Source organism: Bacillus sp. ISL-34 (genome assembly GCF_018613325.1).
Lineage (GTDB): Bacteria > Bacillota > Bacilli > Bacillales > DSM-1321 > Peribacillus.
Genome location: NZ_JAGGQJ010000017.1, coordinates 1 through 17070 on the forward strand (window position 1 = coordinate 1; position 17070 = coordinate 17070).

Genomic DNA, 17070 nt, shown 5'->3' on the forward strand with positions numbered 1-17070 from the left:
AAGAAGTCAATAGTTATTATTATTTCTTTCAGCAATCAGCCAAAAGCGATGAAGTTTTTCGTTTGTCTTAGTTGGTGCTTATTTATATTAATCCCATTTCACTTTAAAGTCAACGCTTTTTCTTCATTTCTTATATTTATATCTTGGACCTGTTATTAGCTTGTTCAGTTAATCAACAAGACAGTACTTATAGTTAAGAATGGCAACCATACACGAAATAGACCTAATAAGTATCTTTATATCCTTTTTTAATGCTTCTTAATGATAATGAAGTTTGGAATATAACCAAGTTGACTTCACAATTTTTAGTATGCTATTATATAACCAAGTAAAATAATCGGAATAGTTAATTTTATTTATGAACTTTCTTTTAATAAAACTTAGCTAAATTAAAGGAGATGGGAATATGACAGCAGCAATGGTAATACCAGGTGCGGAATCTTTTTTCTTACCCGGCAATTCTATCGGCATTCTTATTTGCCATGGTTTTAACGGAACGCCACAAAGCGTAAGGTATTTAGGTGAAAAGTTCGCTGCCAAAGGCTTTACTGTCTTCGCTCCTCGACTGGCGGGCCACGGAACGGATGAATATGAAATGGAAAGAAGTAATTATCAGGAATGGATACAGGATGTTGAAATGGCTTATGCAAAATTAAAGCGAACTTGCACCCATGTATTCGCCATCGGACAATCAATGGGAGGCGCCCTTGTTCTCGATTTAGCGACCAAAGTGGCTTGTGATGGAATTCTCACCATCAATGCCGCTCTCCAAGTTCCTGAATATGAAATATATCGCAACCAATCGGTTCCACGCTTCGTTCCTGAAGGCAAGCCGGACATAAAAGACAATACAACTAAAGAAATCACATATGACCAAGTTCCATCACAAGCGATTAATCAATTGCTTGATATAATGGAACATACCAGTCAAAAACTAATAGACGTTTCGTGCCCGATACTTATCTTCCACTCTCCAGAAGATCACGTTGTACCAGACTCGTGTTCCTATCAGATTTACGATACTGTCATGTCCGGGGATAAGGAGATGGCGCCCCTTGAAAATTCATATCATGTGGCCTCGTTGGATCATGACAAAGACCTTATCATTGGAAGGTCATATCAATTCATTCAAAGGTTAAGTAAAAGGGTAATAATCGCTTCTTGAACTCCTTTCTCCATATAAATCAGGTTTATCCATATACTTCATGGGTATATACAGTATATAAAGAAAAAGGAGGTAACATAATGAGCGGTTTATCAGACAAAATAAAAAGTACTGTGAATAAAGTTAAAGGTGAAACGAAAGACCAAGTCGGAAACGCGAAAAATGATCCTCACTTACAAGCAGAAGGTAAAGTCGATAAATTAAAAGGCAATCTCCAAGATGGCGTTAGTAAATTGAAAAATGACCGTTAATGGCAAATAGCCGAATACATGATTCACTCTCTTAACGAACATTCTCATTTCACATAAAAGTGATCCCCCCTTTTATAGAGAAGAGGCGGCAGATAATCTGCCGCCTCTTCCTTCTTCAATTTGCTTGAATAACAACAACACACATATCATCAGGTTGATCTTGCTGCATTTCCGGGGACATCAAAAAATCGATAGGGGGAGATTCTTTACAATCAAACCATCTCGTCGAGACCGCTTCTTTTATTTGGTCGAGTCCTTCCGTCCCTTCTCGATCTATCGCTTCCATGACTCCATCCGTAAATAGCATAAGCTGAATCTTCTCTTCATAATGAATGACGGACTTCTCTATTTTCATCTCGGTGAAGAACCCAACAGGACATGTCCCTTTTGAAAGTGACGCCACTTTTCCATCGTCCATTAAAGCAAATCCCGGAGGATGTCCGGCATTCACATATTCCACTGTCTTTTGCTCTGTATCAATGACCATATAAATTGCGGTAAAATAATAATGCACTGGATTATCTTCTTTATTAAGGGTACTCATCCAGCGATTCATTTCGTTTATCACTGCCACTGGATCCGTATGTATCCTGATGGCATCCCTCAATACGGAGGAAATGAACATGCACACAAGTGAGGCGGAAATGCCATGCCCCATCATATCCAGCAGGATGATCCCATACCGACTTTCATCGATGCGGTGCCAATAATACATATCCCCTGCCAATTTATTCGCAGGTAAGTATGATGCCCTTATGGTTAAGTGGTCATTTATAATGGGTTCACTTAATAAACCGCTTTGAACCTGCATGGAAAGATCCAATTCATTGCGGATTTTTTCATCCTGCATTTTATGCCAATCTTTTTCATATTTAAGTCTTAACCCCACGCGAATCCTCGCAAGTAAATCTATTTTATTGATAGGCTTCATTATATAATCAATTCCGCCAACATCAAGTGCCTCGGCGACCTTGTTTGAATCTTCAAGGGCGGTCACAAAAATGACGGGTATATCTCTAAGGTGAGGAATACTTTGAAGTCTCCTGCACGCCTCTATCCCATCGATCTCCGGCATCATGATATCAAGCAGAATGATATCAACTGAAGTCTCTTTAGGTTGCGGACTATCCACCTGTAAATATTCAAACATCTCAACAGCTGAAGTTAATGATAGAAAATCCGTATAGCCAGCTCGTTTTAGAATTTTCTCTATAACGAAAAGGTTAACCTGGTTATCATCTACGATTAAAATCGTCATTCTTTCATTCCCCTTTTGGCTTATATCGAGCGGCAACATTTATCTTTTTATATGGATCAGTACTTTCATAAAGCTCCCTTAATAGGGATTTTTCTATTATATTATAACGAAGTTCAGTCTCTTTTAATAATAATAAACCACGATAGTGATGCTACATGGAGACCAACTCATTATTTATACCCCTTCTTCCGATACCTCAAACATAGAAATGAAAAAAAAAACGAAAAATAATACACTAAATTAAAAAGAAAGAGTCCGCTTATATGCGAACTCTTTCTTTTTACAATTTCCGATAAATTCGTTCCTTTGAGTCAAAGTCCTCATAATCTTCCGAAAAGGATGATGTATGAAGTGTTTCCTTGCTGCCGACCGCAAGGAAGCCGTCTTTACAAAGACTGTCATAAAACAACTGATTAACATAGGTCTGTAATTCACTGGTAAAGTAAATCATCACATTCCGGCACATGATGATATGAAACTCATTGAACGAACCATCAGTAACTAAATTATGCTGGAAAAACACAATGTTTTTAAGGAGATTCGGGTCAAGATAAGCATTTTGATAATCGGTTGTATAATACTCCGAAAATTCCTGGTTGCCACCAGCTTGCAAATAGTTTTTCGTATAAGACTGCATTCTATTTAAAGGTAATATTCCCTTTTCCGCATGACGGAGGATTTCATCATTCATATCAGTGGCATAAATCCTCGCCTTATCATAAAGTCCTTCTTCCTTGAGGATGATCGCCATGGAAAAGGCTTCTTCACCGGTCGAACATCCCGCATGCCAAATTCTGATTTCAGGAAGTTTTTTCAGGAGCGGCACAATATTTAAACGAAAGGATTTAAAGAAATCCGGATCGCGAAACATTTCAGTGACATTTATTGAAAAATCTTTCAAAAGCTTTTCAACATACCCTTTTTCATATAAAACCATTTCAATCATTCCGCTAATCCTGCGAACATGGTCCAGTCTCATTCTATTTTCAACTCTTCTTTTTATTGAAGAACGCATATATTTGCGAAAGTCAAAGCCAGAAACGGAATATATGGCCTCTAACAATAATTCGATTTCTAAATCTTCTCTTTCCTCAATCGTTAAAGTATCCTTCATGCAAAACCTTCCTTACCCGTACTATCTATCAATCAATTAGTCAGCCATACTCTTAGGACGGATAGCAGCTGATCCAATTTTAACGGCTTGCTGACATAATCGGAAGCGCCGGCCTTCAGGCATTTTTCCCTATCGCCTTTCATCGCTTTCGCAGTTAACGCGATGATTGGAAGATCCTCGAACTTACTTTGCTCGCGAATCCTGGTCATCGTTTCGTAACCGTCCATGCCTGGCATCATGATATCCATCAAAATAACATCTATATCGTTTCCTTTTTCAAGGAGCTCCAAACATTCAAAGCCGTTTTCAGCTGTAAGGATTTCCATCCCCTCATGCTTCAGCGCATTTTTCAGAGCAAATATATTACGGTGATCATCATCGACGACCAGTACTGTTTTATTACAGAATGGTTTGGCCTTCTCCCGATCTTCTTCATCCATTATAACTACATCCTGTTCTCCCTGACCGTCAAAAGGCGCGGCAGAATCATCGTGGTTGGCTGCTGCCACTTCTGGAGAAGCAGCTATTGCTTCGCCGACATTTTTGAAGCCCTCTGGCATGCTTGGAATAAAGAAAGTAAAGGTACTGCCTTGCCCTTCCTCACTATCTACAATGACCCAGCCTCCCAGAAGTTTGGCAAACTCCCGGCAAATCGATAGCCCTAGTCCTGTACCGCCATATTTTCTCATTGTAGCTCCGTCACCTTGCTGGAACGCTTCAAAGATAAGCTTTTGCTTCTCTTTTGAAATTCCGATGCCCGTATCCGTCACCTTAATTTCAACCCAATTGCTAGCTCCTTTTGTCTGTATCCATTGTGCTACATTTTCTTCATCAGCTTTTTTGATTTGTACAGTCACAGAGCCTTTTTCCGTGAATTTAAATGCATTGGATAACAGGTTTTTCAAAATTTGCTGGAAGCGCTGTTCATCCGTAAAGAAAATATCCGGAACGTTTTTACTTTTTTCTATTATAAAGTCAATGTTCTTTTTCTTCGCTACGTGATCGAAGTTACGGTGCAATAACTCAGGAAGTTCACTCAAATTCATTTCGTCAAAGACCACTTCAAGCTTTCCGACTTCAACTTTGGATAAATCCAAAATGTCATTGATCAACGTTAATAAGTCTTGGCCTGATGAATTAATGACACGAGCGAATTCCTGTTGCTCTTCATTTAATTTACTATCATTCGGATCTGAAAGCATTTCTGATAAAATCAGGATACTATTGAGCGGTGTCCGCAATTCATGGGACATATTTGCCATGAACTCTGATTTATATTTGGAACTTAACTTCAATTCTTCCGCTTGTTTTTCAAGATTCAGTTTAGCGACTTGAAGCTCTTTCGATTTTTCTTCCGTTTCACGATTTCTCTCTTCTAATTGTTCATTGATCATTCGCAACTCTTCAGCCTGTGTTTGCAGTTCCTCCGATTGGGCTTGCATTTCCTCAGACTGTGATTGCAATTCTTCTGATTGAGCCTGTAACTCTTCGGTCTGTGCCTGAGATTCTTTCAATAAACGTTCTATTTCCATCCGGCCCTCTACATTATTAATCGTGATGCCCAGAGTATCAAGAACCTGGTTCAGGAAAGTTTTTTGCAGCTTCGTAAAGGTCTCCAAACTTGCCAGTTCAACCATCGCCACCACTTCATCCTCAAAAACGACCGGCGCAATGACAATGCTTTTCGGGTTTACTTCCCCTAATCCTGTCGTAACCAATTGAAAATCTTCAGGGATATCTTCAATGACTTTCGATTCCTTTTCAAGGGCGCATTGTCCGATCAAACCTTCGCCAAGACGGAATTCACGTCTGCCTGAATCTTCGCCATCTCCCGCAAAGCTGGCAAGCTTCACAAAACGCATATCCACGCCCTCGCCCCGTTTGACGTAAAAAGCTCCAATTGAAGCTCCCATCATCGGTGCAAGTCTTGTAATGAACCGGTCTGCCAGAACTTCCACATCAACAATGCGCTGATACATTGTAGCTATATCTGCAACACGGGTCTGGATCCAGTTCTGTTCACTGATCTTTTCGGTGAATTCTTTCTCTTTTTGATTATAGATTTCAAGCGAGTCCGCCATATCGTTGAACGATCTTGCTATATCGCCAATTTCATCAGTAGTCCGAACCGGAACTCTTGGTATGACCGATAAATTTTTATAATCGATATTTTTGATGACCTTCGTAATCGATTGCAGATCTTTCGATGTACCGCGGATCATCCAAACAACCGTTACCGAAATAACCAAAATGCTGAGAATAACAGCGAAAATTACAAAACCGATCATATCTTCATAGGTTTGTTTTGTATTGCTTAATGTATCTTTCATGACACCTTCTTGGTAATCCTTAAAGTCATCCATCGTACTGATGACTTTCGTTCGTTTTTCCCTTTGGTCCTCCATCAGGCTAGAGAGGTCATCCGAAGAGTTTCCCGATTTTATCTTTTGGATGATCTCAGCCTCCGTTATGGAGTAAGAAGCATATTGAGTCTCGAACTCTTTCAATAATTGCTTTGCTTTCGCCTTACTTAACGAACCTGATAACCCGGCAATTTTTGATTCAATCAAACTATGATTCTCGTTGATGATTTCGAGGCTCCCTGCTCTTTCTTCTTTGTTTGCATCATTAGCTGCAAACAGGATCTCACGGTCCGACCTGGAAAAAAGCTGACGGATTTCCATCGAAGCTGATACTTTTTCATAGCGATTTTCAACTATTTCAGTCATACTGCTCTTTAAATTATTAAGCGTAACCATCATGAAAGAAAGTAAAATAGCCAAGAAAAGCAAGATCAAACCAAATCCCAACATTTGCTTCTTCTTAAAACCCATTTTTCCGCCCACCTTCAATACTTATTTATACCAGCCCGAAAAAAAGCGGCTTTGCAAAATAAATCTTAATACTATCATTAGTATTACTTTTGAAGAATTTTCACTTATATTCTTTGAAACTTTAAAATGATATATAGATAGATTCATTGCTCAGAGTCATTTTAACATTTTCCAAGCAAAAATTGTTATCTACTGTGTTATTTTAAATGAATTCATTTTCCAATTAAGTAACAGTCTGCCTTGAACATTGTTATAAGTGCCATCGTTCGAAGCGAGGAACATTAAAAAGCCGAAAGTTTCCACTTTCGGCCCTTGTTGTAATCCTGTTTATTTAATCTTCTTCACTTCAACATATAAAATATGGTGACCGTCCATTTCCTTTACAGTAAATTCATATCCGGCGTATTCGATTTTATCCCCGACAGCAATCTCAAATCTGCCTGTCAGGAACCATCCACCCAATGTATCGATATCTTCCTCCGGCAAATCGATCGCAAGGGTATCATTGACATCTTCAACCAATGTTTTTGCGTCGAATACATAGTGCCCTTCATCAATCTTTTGAATGAGCGGACGTTCATCCTGGTCAAATTCATCACGGATTTCCCCGACGATCTCTTCAAGGATGTCTTCAACCGTAACAAGACCCGCAGTTCCGCCATATTCATCAGTCAATACTGCCATATGGATCCGTTCCTTCTGCATTTTCAGCAGCAGATCATGAATGGCGATCGTTTCAAGAACACGGATAATGGGTGTTACAAAGGAATCCACCGTCAAAGCTGTTACATTATCTTCTGTAATCGTCGCTGTATAAAGCCGCTTGATATTGACCATTCCCACGACATTATCTTTATCACCGTCTATGACCGGATATCTCGTGTATTGTTCTTCCTGAATCAGTTCAACAACTTCCAATAATGGCATGCCCTTTTCGATAACAGTCATTTCCGTACGCGGAACCATGATTTCATTGGCAATACGCTCATCAAATTCAAATATCTGATTAACATATTTGTATTCGGATTGGTTGATCTCACCGCTTTTATAGCTTTCCGATAAAATGATGCGCAGCTCTTCTTCAGAATGGGCCATTTCGGACTCAGACGCAGGCTTTAAACCGAACATGCCCGTCAGGAGTCGCGCTGAACCATTCAGTAACCAAATGAATGGGTACAAAATGCGGTAAAAGAGAATTAACGGCTTTGAAAAAAGCAAGGTTACCTCTTCTGCCTTTTGAATCGCAACCGTTTTCGGTGCCAGTTCGCCCACTACAACATGAAGGAATGTTACAGAACCGAAGGCGATCAGGAACGAGATGATGTGACTTACAGACTCTTCTAATCCCCATTTAGTGAACAATGGTTTTAAGATCGCCTCGACCGTCGGTTCACCCAACACCCCTAAACCTAAGGCGGTTACCGTAATCCCCAATTGACAGGCAGATAAGTACTCATCGATATGTGATGTCACTTTCTTGGCTGCAAGGGCATTTCTATGCCCTTCTTCAATCAACTGATTGATTCGGGAACTTCTGACTTTCACGATTGCAAATTCCGATGCAACGAAAAATGCGGTTAATGCTATTAATACAGCTACTGCTAATAATTTTATAAAAATCTCCAATATGTGTGGGTTCGCCATATTATGCCTATCCTTATTACCTTCGGATTAGACATGTACGGCTTAATCCCAAGCACCTCCTGTATAAATGGTTATTTTCGTTTCAAAAAGCGATTTTTGCCTTATCAAAACCATTTAGCCTATATCGTTAATATGCACCTTTGTGCATAAAACTATAGGGATAAATTTTAATCATACCAGCAACACTAGTAATGATTCGATCAAGGCCATGCTTTCGCGGGATATCTGTTTTTTTAGAAGGAACTCACTTTTTCCGTCCTTTTCAATCAAGCTGATGAATTCCTGGAGTTCCTCGTTTAGGCCATCCATTTTATTCTTGAGTTGAAGACCTTTTTCCTCAATTGCTGATGCGGCTTCCTTATCCTTTTTAAGTAATTCTTTAATATCTTCCAATGAAAGGTTTTCTCTTTTGTATCCCTCGATACGACGAAGCCTTTCAAGTTCACCGACTGAATAATAACGGTAATTAGAGGCGGAACGTTCTGCTTTAAGCAAGCCCAGGTTTGTATAATAATCTACAGTTCGTTTCGTAACATTCGCCATTTCCGCCAATTCGCCAATTTTTAAAGTCTCGTTCCCATTATAACCCCTCCTAACCGTCACGTGATGGTTTGACTAACTGAAAGTATGTCTTTTCCTCCATGACGTTTTATTCTATTCCATAATCGTACATTATTTTAATGTAAATGAAAAATATTTATTATCCTCTTTACCCTTCATTGGAAAAACAAAAACCGATTAATTTGATTAATCGGTTTCAGACTGTAGTCAAACTCGATAAAAATAAAGTTTGTCTCAATTTTTATGAGGGTTTATAAAACCTCGAACGTCGTCGATTTCCACTCCAGGCACTCGCTTTCCGCGGGCGGTCCGGGAGCCTCCTCGGCGCCTTGCGCCTGCGGGGTCTCCCACGACGCGCTTTTCCCGCAGGAGTCTCGCACCTTTTCGTTCCAATCAACTTTGTTTTGAATTTTTTGGTAAAACCCCTTTTGTCTAAAAACAAAAACCGATTAATTGATAATCGGTTTAATTTATAATCTATACCATGGGATATTATTTTTTTGTTTTAACTGAGAATTGATTGCTCAATATCTTAGGACCGCATTGGCATAGGGAAGAATGCTTTAGCTTTTTTATTGGTGTTCCGCATGTTTCACAAACTTTTGCTGCCATTTATACGTCCTCCTCACTTTATTTGCTTGCTATACATATTATACTACTTTTATAATGATAATCAATACTAAATTAAAATTATTATAAATAAGGCGAGTTTTTGACTTTATTTTATTAGACTTCACAAGTGATTAAAATAAAGATAAAATATAATAAAACACATCAGGAAGGTTGGTGTTGTATGTCGAGAGAAATTCGCTCCATCCCCCGTCCCTTAGTACGTACGAATCAATGGGTCATTTTGTTAAGCGTAGCCACCGCCTTATTGACGGGACAAATATGGATATTAGTGATTCCTCTAACAGCAGGACTTTTAGGTCTTCTCTTTAATTTCAATCCAGTGATGCGTCTCGCAAAGCTTTTTCTGAAAAAGAAACCGTCCGATTATATTCCTGAAGATCATTCACAGCAACAATTCAACCAGGCCATAGCAGTCGTTTGCTTAGGACTTGGATTCACTTCTTTTTTGCTTGGCTGGAATGTTACCGGTTATATATTCACCTTGATGGTCGGCTTGGCTTCCCTCATAGCCATTCTTGGATTCTGCATCGGCTGCTTTATCCTTTATCAATGGAAGCAATATTCCTATCGGCGATCTATTCGCTAATACTGCACACAAATGGGACTGACACATGTCAGTCCCATTTTATTATTCGGTTGCACGTAAGGAATTGCTCTTTTTGACCCAAATGGTGGCCAATGCGATCAGCAAAATTAATACAGCTTGCGGCACCAGCGTTTCCATTGTTGGATAAAGACCTATCGTTTCTACAAAGGGAAAGGATGTGATCGTATTTGTCTGTATCACCTGCGAAACCTGAAGTGAATGGATGGAGACTCCAAGAATCTTGAAAGCAATGCATATATGAGTACCGTTGCCACTTTAAAGAATAGGGTCATCGGTAATTTCACACTATAGCGCAGCATGATGAAACCAATTACCACTAAAATGAGGAAGGCAAGGAAAATCCCGCTCAGCAGCTGCTTTAATTCCATATAAGGAGCCATACCGGCATAAAAGATAATCGTCTCGGCACCTTCACGAAATATGGATAGAAAACTGATCAAAGCGAAAGAGATGATGCTTCCTGTCGCATTGGCTTGGTTCATTTGCTTGTCGATATACCGGTTCCATGCATGAACATTCGATTTACCATGAAGCCAAAGACCAATTGTCAACATCATCGATACGGCTATTATCCCAGTGATTCCCTCAATATATTCCCGGCTTGACGCAGCCGTGATCTGAGAGAAAACGATATTGATTATGACCGCCAATATGGAACTGGCAACTAAACCCGCCCAAACCCTGTCCAAATCCATTTTTGTTTGTCGCTTGCCCGATTTTCTTTAGGAAACAATAATGTAGCTACAATCAAGAGTGCCTCCAACCCTTCCCGTAAAAGGATCAAAGCGGCATCCCATGTTGTATAACCCGTATCATCAATTAAAGGGAGTAACCTTGTGTTTAAATCGGATACGATTCCCTTCGCTTCATCCGCATTTACCTTTTTCGATTGCAATAGGCTGATTGCTGCCGGGACTTTCGTTTCCATATCGCTGCAAAGCTTGCTGTCCCTTGTGGAGACCTCCCCTTCGACATTAGGCCAAATTGTTAATATTTCATTTAGCTGATCAACGGCAGATAAGTAACAAGAGTACTTGATAATGCCGATAATCGCTTCTTGATTTCATCTGTGGAGGCTTGCTCTCACACAGCACTTTTTACCGCAGATAGCCTCTCGTCGACTTCCCTCGCACTCTCGCTTTCCGTTTTTACCGTTTGCCAATCTTTCTCGAAAAGATCGATATTTTTCGATACTTCCTCAAGCTCTCCGGATTTTACCTTCATTTGAAATGATAGATTCATATTAGAAGATAATGAAAATCATTATAAATATATATTTTAATGGAAACGTGACATTGTTCATCCTCTTCGAAAAAATTTCACTCTATCCCTTTTACTTTTGATAAGAAGCTCACAGATGGCTAAAAATAAAAAAGGCAGCCTACATATCGGCTACCTTTCCCGCTCACTCATTAATTTGTCATTTTCCTTGTCCATGATTTTTGTAATATCCTCAATGAATTGATTGATGAATTTTAGCTCTTGTTCATTATAAGCGGAACATAACTCCTTGGTGGCCATAGAGAGCGATTGATAGTGTGATTTAATCTGTTCCTGCCTTTCAGGTATCGGTGCAATCATTACCCGTCTTCCGTCCAATTGATCTCGACCTCTTTTAACATAACCGGATTTCTCAAGGCGATTGATCAGTGCCGTAACCGATCCCGTGCTCAATCCTGTAAGTTTGGATAATTCACCAGCGGTAATCGGTCCTGTTTCATTCAATATTTCAGCACTCTTCAAGTCCGTATGGGACACCCCTATTTTCTGGGCCATATTTTGTTGAAATAAAACGGATCTCATTCCATACCGCTGCAATCTGTGTGTTAAACTCTCTAACAAAGCTGCATGCACCCTATTATCGCTTGACATAAAATGCCACCCCTTTTACACTTAAATTTATCTTGATTTTCAAGATAAATGTTTTGTTTCATCTTAACGTTTATCCTTCAACCATGTAAAGGAAATTCATGAGCTGGTTGATACGAAGGAGGAAAATAAATGAACGCTCAAAAAAAACAAAAATTCATTGTTGCCGGTTTACTATTGGGTATCTTGATGTCAGCAATGGATAATACGATTGTTGCGACTGCAATGGGAACGATCGTTTCTGATTTAGGCGGATTCGATAAGTTTGTATGGGTGACATCTGCCTATATGGTCGCCACGATGGCAAGCATGCCGATATTCGGTAAGCTTTCCGACATGTATGGAAGAAAGCGGTTTTTTATTTTTGGACTTATAGTCTTTTTAATCGGTTCCGCATTATGTGGTATGGCTCAGAGCATAGTGCAGTTAAGTATCTTCCGTGCAATCCAGGGGATAGGCGGAGGCGCTTTGATGCCTATAGCCTTTACGATCATTTTTGATATTTTCCCACCTGAAAAACGCGGAAAATTAACTGGCCTATTCGGCGCTGTATTTGGGGCCTCAAGCGTATTGGGACCACTTTTAGGTGCTTATATTACTGAATACTCCAGCTGGCACTGGATTTTTTACGTCAATGTTCCAATTGGGATCATTTCTTTATTTTTCATCTGGAATTATTACAAGGAGTCACCCAACACCCAAGAGCAAAAAGTTGATTGGGGTGGCGCAGCAACTCTCGTCATTGCGGTTATCAGCTTAATGTTCGCTCTCGAACTAGGCGGGGAGTATGGCTGGAGTTCTTCTCCTATCATAGGTCTGTTTGCCAGTTTTGTGGTTTTCTTCGTTTCATTTTTCTTTTTCGAAAAAAGAGCAAAAGATCCAATCATTTCATTATGGCTGTTTAAAAGGCGATTATTTGCCACTTCTCAGATTTTAGCCATTCTTTATGGCGGTACATTCATTATATTAACCGTATATATCCCGATTTTCGTGCAGGCAGTTTACGGTGGTTCCGCAACAAATGCCGGATTGATCCTAACTCCCATGATGCTTGGTTCTGTATTCGGCAGTGCAGTTGGGGGGATATTCAATACAAAGACAAGCTTTCGCAACTTAATGACGATTTCCGTCATCTGTTATTTTGCAGGAATGCTTTTATTAGGGACCATCACCCCTGATACCAGCAGGACTTTATTAACTTTGTACATGATTTTGACTGGATTTGGCATGGGCTTTTCCTTCTCCCTTTTGCCTATAGCATCCATTCACAACCTGGAACCTAGATTCCGGGGGTCGGCCAACTCAACAAACTCATTCCTCCGTTCTTTTGGGATGACACTCGGTGTAACGATTTATGGAGCGATTCAGACCAATGTATTCACAAGTAAAATGACGGAGGCGTTTAAAGGAATGCAAGGAAGTCCGGATACAGCCGGATTGATGGAGGACCCAAGACAGCTCTTCCAATCGGACGCACGTGCCGAGATTCCGGACTTTATCCTGGATAAAATCGTACATGCGATGTCCGATTCGATATCATTGATATTCACCTTGGCTCTCATTCCGATCGGTCTTGCAGCAATCACTGTGTTCTTCATGGGAAAAACAAGAGTGGAAACACCTTCAAAAAAGGAATACTTACAATAAACAAAAAGCCTTGCAGAGGAACTAATGGTGCCATTGATCCGATATTCGACCCCATATTAAGTCGTCCTGCGACTTGGGTCGCTTGATACCTCACTTCAGAAGGATACCAGCAAATGAACCTGGCCATATTCAGTGGTCTGCATATGGAAGAGGATATGCTTCCTAAGCCATATAACAGTAAAAAGGCAAAGCATGGCGCTTTGCCTTTTTGGTTTACAGACTTTTCACTTCCACGTTTTCCGGAAGCTTGAAAGGGTTTTCGGTATTGATCCGGTCATAAAACATGATCCCGTTTAAATGATCTAACTCATGTTGAAACACGATTGCAGCAAAGCCCTTCAGCCGCATCTCTATTTCCTCACCATTACCGTCCAAAGCTTTAATTTTAACCCGTTCATAACGCGGTACATATCCTTTAATATCACGGTCGACTGAAAGGCAGCCTTCACTTTGAGGTAAATAGATCATTGTGGCAGAATGGCTGATGATTTTCGGATTCACAAGGGCATATTCAAACAGCTTCCCCTTTTCGTCTGGAAAATACATGACGAACATGCGTTTATTCAAGCCTATCTGATTGGCAGACAACCCAACGCCTTCACGCAAATTGTACTTCTTTTGGAGTTTTGGGTCCTGGCTATTTTTCAGGTATTGCATCATGCATTCCAACGTTTCACGATCTTCATCCGAAATCGGCAGGCTGACTTCATCCGTTACCTGACGCAGAATGGGATCTCCTTCTCTAACGATATCCTTCATCGTAATCATATAGTCTTTTATAAATTTACTCATAGAACTTCACACTCTTCTACCATTTTATTTTTTCATGACTTAGACCATTTCACTTTAGCATTTCGTATTTAAAAAGTCTAATATCCAGGTTAGATTAAATACTTCTAAATACCGGACTTCATTCTTTAATTTTTCACAAAATATGTAATTTCTTCACCTTTACATTATTTACCTTTAATTTAAGGTATAAAGGCCTATAGATTACATGTTTAAAAATTTTATACTGAATATATATACTTAAAGGAGATGAAAAATTGAACTCGAACTCTAAATTAGTTTCGAAATTGCTGCCGTTCCTGACGGCTCTCATTGTGATAATTTCTGGAATCAGTTGGTATGTTGTCACTCAGTCAAAGGATATGGTCATTCCCTTTTCTTCGGTGGAAAAGACGATTAAAGCCCAAAATGGAGCCCTTGTCACCATTGAAGAAAAAAGAAATGGCACTCTTCACATCTCCACGCCAGATGGAGAATACGTTTCCAGTATTCCTCCCAACAGTCAAATGATCAATAAACTTGTCGAAACTTATAACGTTCAATATTCTTTTTCATCAACTAATAAATCAGCATTATGGATTTTAGGCGGATTAATGGCGGCACTCGTCATAACCGCTGTCATTATACAAAAAAAATCAAAGGGCGGATTGCGGATCGGCAGTAAAAAACAAAGCCTTTCCACCCCAAAGCCCCTGCCAGAGATAACTTTGGATGATGTAGGCGGTTTGCAATCCGAAATCAAACAGGAAATCCTACAGACACTCACTACACTAAAGGAACCTGAACGTTCAGCTAAAATTGGAATTAAGCCGCCTCAAGGCATTTTATTATACGGCCCCCCTGGAACGGGGAAAACCTTGCTTGCACAGGCAATCGCAAAAGAGCTTGGTGCAAACTTCTTCTCAACGAGCGGTTCAGCCTTCAACGAAATGTTTGTTGGAGTCGGTGCTGCCCGTGTCCGCAGCCTTTTCCAAAATGCACGTAAGCAATCGCCAGCTGTCATTTTCATTGATGAAGTCGACGCGTTGGCTGGTAAAAGGAAAGCTCATGGCGGGGAAGAAGGCGAAAAAACGTTAACTGAACTGCTTGTGCAATTGGATGGAGGCCATCCAAATGAAGGCATTTTATTCATTGCAGCGACCAACCGGAAAGATATGCTCGATGAGGCATTTCTACGTCCGGGCAGGATCGATTTCTCTTTCCAAGTTCCACTTCCGGATACACAAGGAAGAAAGGAAATCATCAATATCCATACGAAGGGAAAGCGTCTAGCGACAGATGTCCTTGCTTCCCTGGATGAGTTGGCTGAAAGCACATCCGGTTTCTCCGGTGCTGACTTAAGCTCCCTGTTCGATACTGCATCACGTCATGCCCTGAGGAATGAACAGGATATGATTCGTAAACAGGATCTTGATTACGCCATTGACCGCACGATACTTGGAGCGACATCACGTACCTTGAATGATGTGGATACTAAGCGGCGCGTGGCCATTCATGAAAGTGGACATGCCCTGATTGCAGCTTTGACAAAGCCCGGTTCCGTTCGAAAGGCGACCATCATTCCGCGTGGGGAAGCCCTTGGATATGTAGCGCCAATACCTAAAGAACTCCATCTGGCAACAGCCAGTGAATTGCTTGATCAAGTCAAAATGATTTTAGCAGGTGGCGTGGCGGAAAGAATGTATTTAGGAGAACATAGCATCGGTGTAGGCGGAGATGTGCAACAGGCGAAACATCTACTTGAACAAATGGTCGATACCGGAATGCTTCAAGATGGATTTACCCTCACCTTTAATAAAGGTGAGAAGGAGCAAAAGATGCAGGAATTATTCACGAAAGCGATTTCTGAAACGGAAATGTTGATTGACTCGAATCGCCTACAGTATGAAGAGCTTGTTGAAGAGTTATTGAAAAAAGAGACACTTGAGGGATCTGAAGTTCAGCGTATCGTTGATGCTTCAGAAATAACCAGCATATGCTCAAATGCTTAATATTCTTATTCACCGAGTCTTAAGACCTAATATTTAGAGCCTGTTTGCGATAAAACAGGCTCTTTTTTTTTTTGACCATATATGTAAGCAAACCGGAAATGAATGCAGGGAAATTAACCTGATGGAAATCCTCATCCTAGTCAACACGATATGTTCCTTTACGGATTTCCCTTTCCTTGCTGCTGCAATCCAAAGAACAATATTTACTGTTTGCCTTTCTTGGTTTGTACTTCTTCCCGCATTGTTCACATTTCTTTAATTCATATTTTATGTAGGCTGTCCCTTTACAGCTCTGGGAACAGTATTTAGCATTTTCGTTATAACTTTTAAATCCACGACCACATATCTGGCAAACGAAATTGGCCATTATATATCCTCCGTATCATGCTAACTAACATTAGCCTTCTATCAATCTATCTTTTCGTACCGTTGTTGGAACTCAATAGGGATCCTCGAACTGTTGTATTTATCCTGAATGAAAATTATTGCCACTGCTGCAATTAAGGCTGGAAGTGCAAAACTGATGAAATTCATATAAATGGGCACCTTTAACTCTATTAATACTCCGCCAATCGAAGGTCCCAGAATGGCACCGAACCTGCCGATTCCAAGTGCTCAGCCAAGAGAATCAACTGGAACCTCTTTCAAAGAAAAAAACTGCAGGCAAACTCGCTTTTCTTCGAGTTTGTCTACAGTCTGAAGGGATG

The 17070-nt window shown here is 40.2% G+C and carries 17 protein-coding genes; 5 read left to right on the forward strand and 12 right to left on the reverse strand.

The genetic code is table 11. The features are described from left to right. The first annotated feature begins 406 nt into the window (after nucleotides 1-406). Together J7E52_RS13080 and J7E52_RS13085 are read left to right on the forward strand one after the other, a co-directional pair. A complete protein-coding gene (locus J7E52_RS13080) occupies nucleotides 407-1165 on the forward strand; it encodes an alpha/beta hydrolase (RefSeq protein WP_214747084.1) in 759 nt (252 codons plus the stop codon). Between the two features lie 80 nt (nucleotides 1166-1245). Then, nucleotides 1246-1416 (forward strand): CsbD family protein, encoded by a 171-nt coding sequence (locus J7E52_RS13085; protein WP_214747087.1) that lies wholly within the window; start codon nucleotides 1246-1248, stop codon nucleotides 1414-1416. Between the two features lie 115 nt (nucleotides 1417-1531). On the opposite strand, the gene J7E52_RS13090 is transcribed toward J7E52_RS13085, so the two are convergent. From J7E52_RS13090 to J7E52_RS13110, 5 genes are all read right to left on the reverse strand, one after another. Continuing rightward, nucleotides 1532-2674 (reverse strand): PP2C family protein-serine/threonine phosphatase, encoded by a 1143-nt coding sequence (locus J7E52_RS13090; protein WP_101225714.1) that lies wholly within the window; start codon nucleotides 2672-2674, stop codon nucleotides 1532-1534. 280 nt (nucleotides 2675-2954) lie between these two features. After that, complete coding sequence (locus J7E52_RS13095; protein WP_214747090.1) at nucleotides 2955-3788, reverse strand: CheR family methyltransferase; 834 nt, start codon at nucleotides 3786-3788, stop codon at nucleotides 2955-2957. 32 nt (nucleotides 3789-3820) lie between these two features. Next, on the reverse strand, nucleotides 3821-6622 hold the full coding sequence (locus J7E52_RS13100; RefSeq protein WP_214747093.1) for a response regulator: 2802 nt from the start codon (nucleotides 6620-6622) through the stop codon (nucleotides 3821-3823). A 327-nt stretch (nucleotides 6623-6949) separates the two neighbouring features. Further along, nucleotides 6950-8266, reverse strand: coding sequence for a hemolysin family protein (locus J7E52_RS13105; RefSeq protein ID WP_396020276.1), 1317 nt, complete (start codon nucleotides 8264-8266; stop codon nucleotides 6950-6952). A gap of 171 nt (nucleotides 8267-8437) precedes the next feature. Then, nucleotides 8438-8869, reverse strand: a complete 432-nt coding sequence (locus tag J7E52_RS13110) for a MerR family transcriptional regulator (protein ID WP_309476887.1) — start codon at nucleotides 8867-8869, stop codon at nucleotides 8438-8440. A gap of 751 nt (nucleotides 8870-9620) precedes the next feature. Here J7E52_RS13110 and J7E52_RS13115 point away from each other — a divergent pair. Next, nucleotides 9621-10046 carry a DUF4395 domain-containing protein gene (locus J7E52_RS13115; protein WP_214747099.1) on the forward strand — a complete coding sequence of 142 codons (426 nt, stop codon included), beginning with the start codon at nucleotides 9621-9623 and terminating at the stop codon, nucleotides 10044-10046. 42 nt (nucleotides 10047-10088) lie between these two features. Here the strand turns inward: J7E52_RS13115 and J7E52_RS26970 are convergent, their stop codons facing one another. The 5 genes from J7E52_RS26970 to J7E52_RS13130 form a co-directional block, all read right to left on the reverse strand. Beyond that, nucleotides 10089-10247 (reverse strand): hypothetical protein, encoded by a 159-nt coding sequence (locus tag J7E52_RS26970; RefSeq protein WP_286197730.1) that lies wholly within the window; start codon nucleotides 10245-10247, stop codon nucleotides 10089-10091. Next, on the reverse strand, nucleotides 10244-10762 hold the full coding sequence (locus tag J7E52_RS26975; protein ID WP_286197731.1) for an FTR1 family iron permease: 519 nt from the start codon (nucleotides 10760-10762) through the stop codon (nucleotides 10244-10246). Before J7E52_RS26975 ends, J7E52_RS26970 begins: the two co-directional genes overlap by 4 nt. Then, complete coding sequence (locus J7E52_RS26980; protein ID WP_286197732.1) at nucleotides 10732-10995, reverse strand: hypothetical protein; 264 nt, start codon at nucleotides 10993-10995, stop codon at nucleotides 10732-10734. The genes J7E52_RS26975 and J7E52_RS26980 overlap by 31 nt, the downstream gene beginning before the upstream one ends. A gap of 155 nt (nucleotides 10996-11150) precedes the next feature. Next, nucleotides 11151-11291, reverse strand: coding sequence for a hypothetical protein (locus tag J7E52_RS13125; protein WP_214747102.1), 141 nt, complete (start codon nucleotides 11289-11291; stop codon nucleotides 11151-11153). 168 nt (nucleotides 11292-11459) lie between these two features. After that, entirely contained in the window at nucleotides 11460-11939 is a 480-nt protein-coding gene (locus J7E52_RS13130; protein WP_214747104.1) for a MarR family winged helix-turn-helix transcriptional regulator, read from the reverse strand. 129 nt (nucleotides 11940-12068) lie between these two features. On the opposite strand from J7E52_RS13130, the gene J7E52_RS13135 reads away from it, so the two are divergent. Next, nucleotides 12069-13583: an MDR family MFS transporter gene (locus J7E52_RS13135; RefSeq protein WP_214747107.1), complete on the forward strand. Its 1515-nt coding sequence runs from the start codon at nucleotides 12069-12071 to the stop codon at nucleotides 13581-13583. A gap of 213 nt (nucleotides 13584-13796) precedes the next feature. Here J7E52_RS13135 and def read toward each other — a convergent pair whose 3' ends face one another. Continuing rightward, nucleotides 13797-14375 carry a peptide deformylase gene (def, locus tag J7E52_RS13140; protein WP_214747110.1) on the reverse strand — a complete coding sequence of 193 codons (579 nt, stop codon included), beginning with the start codon at nucleotides 14373-14375 and terminating at the stop codon, nucleotides 13797-13799. A 254-nt stretch (nucleotides 14376-14629) separates the two neighbouring features. Here def and J7E52_RS13145 point away from each other — a divergent pair, with 254 nt between their 5' ends. Further along, nucleotides 14630-16363, forward strand: a complete 1734-nt coding sequence (locus J7E52_RS13145) for an AAA family ATPase (RefSeq protein ID WP_214747112.1) — start codon at nucleotides 14630-14632, stop codon at nucleotides 16361-16363. Nucleotides 16364-16771: 408 nt separating this feature from the next. Here J7E52_RS13145 and J7E52_RS26985 read toward each other — a convergent pair whose 3' ends face one another. Beyond that, entirely contained in the window at nucleotides 16772-16897 is a 126-nt protein-coding gene (locus J7E52_RS26985; protein WP_286197733.1) for a hypothetical protein, read from the reverse strand. Between the last annotated feature and the right edge of the window lie 173 nt (nucleotides 16898-17070).